Source organism: Halomonas sp. (genome assembly GCF_031581305.1).
Taxonomy (GTDB): Bacteria; Pseudomonadota; Gammaproteobacteria; order Pseudomonadales; family Halomonadaceae; genus Halomonas.
Window position 1 is genome coordinate 1 of sequence record NZ_JAVLBC010000226.1, and the last position, 4614, is coordinate 4614.

General features: G+C 67.5%; 5 protein-coding genes and 1 pseudogene. 3 read left to right on the forward strand and 3 right to left on the reverse strand.

Annotated features, from left to right (window positions below; genetic code table 11):
- The coding region (locus tag RI841_RS14545; RefSeq protein ID WP_310706351.1) for a YifB family Mg chelatase-like AAA ATPase at positions 1 to 1432 on the reverse strand (1432 nt) is incomplete at its 3' end.
- 73 nt (positions 1433 to 1505) lie between these two features.
- Positions 1506 to 1847: an accessory factor UbiK family protein gene (locus RI841_RS14550; protein WP_310706352.1), complete on the reverse strand. Its 342-nt coding sequence runs from the start codon at positions 1845 to 1847 to the stop codon at positions 1506 to 1508.
- A gap of 291 nt (positions 1848 to 2138) precedes the next feature.
- Here RI841_RS14550 and RI841_RS14555 point away from each other — a divergent pair, with 291 nt between their 5' ends.
- The 3 genes from RI841_RS14555 (at position 2139) to glnK (ending at position 4258) form a co-directional block, all read left to right on the forward strand.
- Positions 2139 to 2477, forward strand: coding sequence for a P-II family nitrogen regulator (locus RI841_RS14555; protein WP_310706353.1), 339 nt, complete (start codon positions 2139 to 2141; stop codon positions 2475 to 2477).
- Between the two features lie 39 nt (positions 2478 to 2516).
- Positions 2517 to 3767, forward strand: a complete 1251-nt coding sequence (locus tag RI841_RS14560) for an ammonium transporter (RefSeq protein WP_310706354.1) — start codon at positions 2517 to 2519, stop codon at positions 3765 to 3767.
- 152 nt (positions 3768 to 3919) lie between these two features.
- A complete protein-coding gene (gene glnK / locus RI841_RS14565; protein WP_310706355.1) occupies positions 3920 to 4258 on the forward strand; it encodes a P-II family nitrogen regulator in 339 nt (112 codons plus the stop codon).
- A 189-nt stretch (positions 4259 to 4447) separates the two neighbouring features.
- Here the strand turns inward: glnK and RI841_RS14570 are convergent.
- Positions 4448 to 4614 (reverse strand): annotated as a pseudogene (locus RI841_RS14570) (ferredoxin--NADP reductase); the annotation flags it as partial.

Genomic DNA, 4614 nt, shown 5'->3' on the forward strand with positions numbered 1-4614 from the left:
CCTCGCCAGCCAGGTCGGCCAGGGTCAGGGCCACCCGCAGCACCCGGTGATAGGCCCGGGCCGACAGCTTGAGTCGCTCCAGCACGCCGGCCAGCCAGGCGCGATCCCCCGCCTGCAGGGCGCAGGCCTCCTCCAGGGCTTGCCCGGCCAGCCGCGCATTCAGCGCGCCGCGAGCCGCCTGACGCTCCCGGGCCGCCAGCACCCGCTTGCGCACCACCGCCGATGACTCGCCCGGTTCACGGGAGGTAAGCTGCTCCGGCGCCAGCGCCGGCACCTCCACCTGCAGGTCGATGCGGTCGAGCAGCGGTCCCGAGAGGCGCGCCTGGTAGCGCTGAATCTGGGCCGCCGTGCAGTGGCAGGCCTGGCGTGGGTCGCCCAGATGGCCGCAGGGACAGGGGTTCATGGCCGCCACCAGCTGGAAGCCAGCGGGGTAACGCCGCTCGTGGCTAGCCCGGGCGATATGGATCTGCCCCGACTCCATCGGCTCGCGCATCACCTCCAGCACGTGCCGCGAGAACTCCGGCAACTCGTCGAGGAACAGCACCCCGCGGTGGGCCAAGGAGATCTCGCCGGGCCGCGGCTTGGAGCCACCGCCCACCAAGGCCACGGCGCTGGCGGTATGGTGCGGAGCACGGAAGGGGCGCACGCCCCACTGTTCGGCATGCGCCAATCCGCCGACCGAGCGGATCGCTGCCACCTCAAGGGCCTCCTCCTCGGAAAGCGGCGGCAGAATCCCCGGCAGGCGGCTGGCCAGCATCGTCTTGCCGGTCCCCGGGGGGCCGGCGAACAGCAGGTTATGCCCGCCGGCCGCGGCCACTTCCAGGGCACGTCGGGCCTGGTGCTGACCGCGGACCTCCGCCAGGTCGGGGCCCACCTCGAGGGCCGGGGCTACGCTCGGTGACGGGTGGGGCGAGATGGGCGACTGACCCAGCAGGTGGGCCACCACCTCCAGCAGATGATCCGCGGGCAGTACCTCGAGGTCGCCGGCCAGGGCCGCCTCGTCGGCATTGGCCCGTGGCACGATCAGTCGCCGGCCGGCGCGACGTGTCGCCATGGCCAGCGGCAGGACGCCGGTCAAGGGACGCAGGCGACCATCCAGGGCAAGCTCGCCGACACACTCGACGCCCGCCAGCGCATCGGACGGCACCTGCCCGGAAGCCACCAGCAGACCGAGGGCGATGGGCAGGTCGAAGCGGCCCCCCTCCTTGGGCAGGTCGGCAGGCGCCAGGTTGAGGGTGATGCGCTTCAACGGGAAGTCAAAGCCGGCATTCACCAAGGCACTGCGCACCCGCTCGCGGCTCTCCTTGACGGCGGCTTCCGGCAGGCCCACCAGAGTCATGCCGGGCAACCCATTGGCCAGATGCACCTCGACCAACACCTGGGGCGCCTCGAGCCCGAGGCCGGCCCGGGTGTGGATGATTGCCAGCGTCATCGGCGATCCCTCGCAGCCCGTCTGACCTCAGGCTAGCCCAGGCCAACGGAATGTGCCCGACGCCGGACGAGGATCAGCGGTCGGTCTCGCCGGCGCCGGCATCCTCCTCGGGGCTCGGTTCATCCGGCAGCGCAGCCGAGGACTCACTCGGCGCTGCCTCCCGCGGGGCGGTGCTATCCAGCGCCGCCTCGAGGGCCGCTACCTGCGTCTCCAGCGCCTCGACCCGCGCCCGGGTGCGCTGCAAGACGTCCATCAGGATGTCGAAATCCTCCCGCGAGACCAGCTCCAGACGATCGAAGGCGCCCTTGACCACCTGCTGAATGCCCTTCTGCACCTCCTCCGGGGCCTGGGAAGCGCCCTGCAGGCGGTCGCCGATCTGCTGGGCCAGGCGGCTGATGCGATCATGGCTCACCATGGTGTCTCTCCTGAATCGTGATGGGATGCCTCCCCACAGGATACGCAAGGCCCTCGCTCGGCGCATTCCCCACCGCCGCCCTCTTGTGGGGCGCGCGCACCATGACCAGGCACCACCAGAGTGCGAGCACGGCAAGAGCCGGACTCAACCTACCGGAAACCCGCCTCTTTCAACCATTCATTCCACTGATATAAAAGACTTATCTGTGAGAATGGCACGGTTTTAGCTTGAGCAAGACAGCCACCCATCGCACGGCATCACGCCGCCGACATCCAGCAGGGGAGATCCGGGATGAAGCTGATAACTGCCATCATCAAGCCATTCAAGCTCGACGATGTACGCGAAGCACTCGCTGACAACGGCGTCCAGGGCATCACCGTCACGGAGGTCAAGGGCTTTGGCCGCCAGAAGGGCCACACCGAGCTCTATCGCGGTGCAGAGTACGTGGTCGACTTCCTGCCCAAGGTCAAGGTCGAGGTCGCCGTGGACGACGCACGCCTCGATACCGTGCTCGACGCCATCTGCGGTGCGGCCAACAGCGGCAAGATCGGCGACGGCAAGGTCTTCGTCACGCCGCTGGAGGACGCGATCCGCATCCGCACCGGCGAGCGCGGCGCCGACGCCGTCTGACGGCCCCTCCCTTCCCATTCCTGACGTGGAGAGACCCCCATGAGTGAACTTCCGGAACTGAGCTACGCGCTCGATACCTTCTACTTCCTGATCTGCGGCGTATTGGTGATGTGGATGGCCGCCGGCTTCTCGATGCTCGAGGCAGGCCTGGTGCGCTCCAAGAACACCGCCGAGATCCTCACCAAGAACATCGCCCTGTTCGCCATCGCCTGCACCATGTACCTGCTGGTGGGTTACTACGTGATGTACTCCAGCGGCGCAGGCGGCATCCTGCCGAGCCTGGGCGCGCTGATCGGCAGCGAGAACGGCGTCGATGCGGTGCTCGCCGGCGGCGATGACGCCCCCTACTACTCCATGCGCTCGGACTTCTTCTTCCAGGTGGTGTTCGTGGCCACCGCCATGTCCATCGTCTCCGGTGCCGTGGCCGAGCGCATGAAGCTGTGGGCCTTCCTGGCCTTCGCCGTGGTCATGACCGGCTTCATCTACCCGGTGTCAGGCTACTGGACCTGGGGCGGTGGCTGGCTGGCCGAGGTCGGCTACTCCGACTATGCCGGCTCCGGCATCGTGCACCTGGCGGGTGCCGCCGCGGCCCTGGCCGGCGTGCTGGTGCTCGGCCCGCGCAAGGGCAAGTACGGCAAGGACGGCAGCATCTATGCCATCCCCGGCGCCAACCTGCCGCTGGCCACCCTGGGTACCTTCATCCTGTGGATGGGCTGGTTCGGCTTCAACGGCGGCTCTGAGCTGAAGATGTCCGACGTCTCCTCCGCCAACAACGTGGCCCAGGTGTTCGTCAACACCAACGCGGCCGCCGCCGGCGGCGTGATCGCCGCGCTGATCCTCGCCAAGCTGTGGTTCCGCAAGGCCGACCTGACCATGTCGCTGAACGGCGCCCTGGCGGGCCTGGTGGCCATCACCGCCGATCCGCTCTCGCCCAGCGCACTGGGCTCCGCGCTGATCGGTGTCGTGGGCGGCCTGCTGGTGGTCATCGCCATCGTGACCCTGGACAAGCTGAAGCTGGATGACCCGGTGGGTGCCATCTCCGTGCACGGGGTGGTGGGCATCTGGGGCGTGCTGGCCGTGCCGCTGACCAACAGCGGAGCCGGCTTCGGTCCGCAGCTCATCGGCATCCTCGGCATCTTCTTCTGGGTGTTCGTGGCCAGCCTGATCGTCTGGCTGATCCTCAAGGCCGTGATGGGCGTCCGGGTGACCGAAGAAGAGGAGTATGAAGGGGTCGACCTGGCGGAGTGCGGCCTGGAAGCCTACCCCGAGTTCAGCGCCTCCAAGAAGTGAGGCTGCCCCGAGTGAACTGGCGTGCTCCTCCTGGCCCCCTGCGGGGGGCCTTTTTTTATTCCTCCCGCAGCGGGTGTATGCTCTGGCACAATGTACGCAGCAGGGGTGGCGGCCAGCGCCACCGACCAACGGACAGGACGAGGATCAAGACCATGAAACTGGTGACCGCCATCATCAAGCCGTTCAAGCTCGACGACGTACGGGAGTCGCTCTCCGAGATCGGCGTCCAGGGCATCACCGTCACTGAAGTCAAGGGTTTCGGTCGCCAGAAGGGCCACACCGAACTCTATCGCGGCGCCGAGTATGTGGTCGATTTCCTGCCCAAGGTGAAGCTCGAGGTCGCCGTGGATGAGGACATGGCAGAGCAGGTAATCGATGCCATCACCCAAGTCGCGAACACCGGCAAGATCGGCGACGGCAAGATCTTCGTCACGCCGCTGGAGCAGGTCATCCGCATCCGTACCGGCGAGACCGGCAAGGACGCGGTCTAAGCACCAAGCGGCCAAGCGGCCAAGCGGCCAAGCGGCCAAGCGGCCAAGCGGCCAAGCGGAGCCTAAAGCCAGGTAGCCAGTAGCAAGAAACCCCACCAGCGGTTAGCACGGTGGGGTTTCACGTTTCTGCCTCGCTACCTACCGCCCGTCACCGAACAGCTTGGCGGCTCGGTGCTTGAGGCTCGGCGCTTATTTCTCGACGAAGGCCCGCTCGATGACATAGTCCCCGGGCTCACCCATGCGCGGCGAGATGGTGAACCCGAGCTCGTCAAGCAGGTGGCTGGTGTCGTCGAGCATCGCTGGGCTGCCGCAGATCATGGCGCGATCCTGCTTGGGGTCGATGGCCGGCAGGCCGG

Coding starts and splice junctions, on each gene's coding strand:
- RI841_RS14550 (WP_310706352.1), bottom strand. CDS start 1,847: ATGGTGAGCCATGATCGCATCAGCCGCCTGGCCCAGCAGATCGGCGAC.
- RI841_RS14555 (WP_310706353.1), top strand. CDS start 2,139: ATGAAGCTGATAACTGCCATCATCAAGCCATTCAAGCTCGACGATGTA.
- RI841_RS14560 (WP_310706354.1), top strand. CDS start 2,517: ATGAGTGAACTTCCGGAACTGAGCTACGCGCTCGATACCTTCTACTTC.
- glnK (WP_310706355.1), top strand. CDS start 3,920: ATGAAACTGGTGACCGCCATCATCAAGCCGTTCAAGCTCGACGACGTA.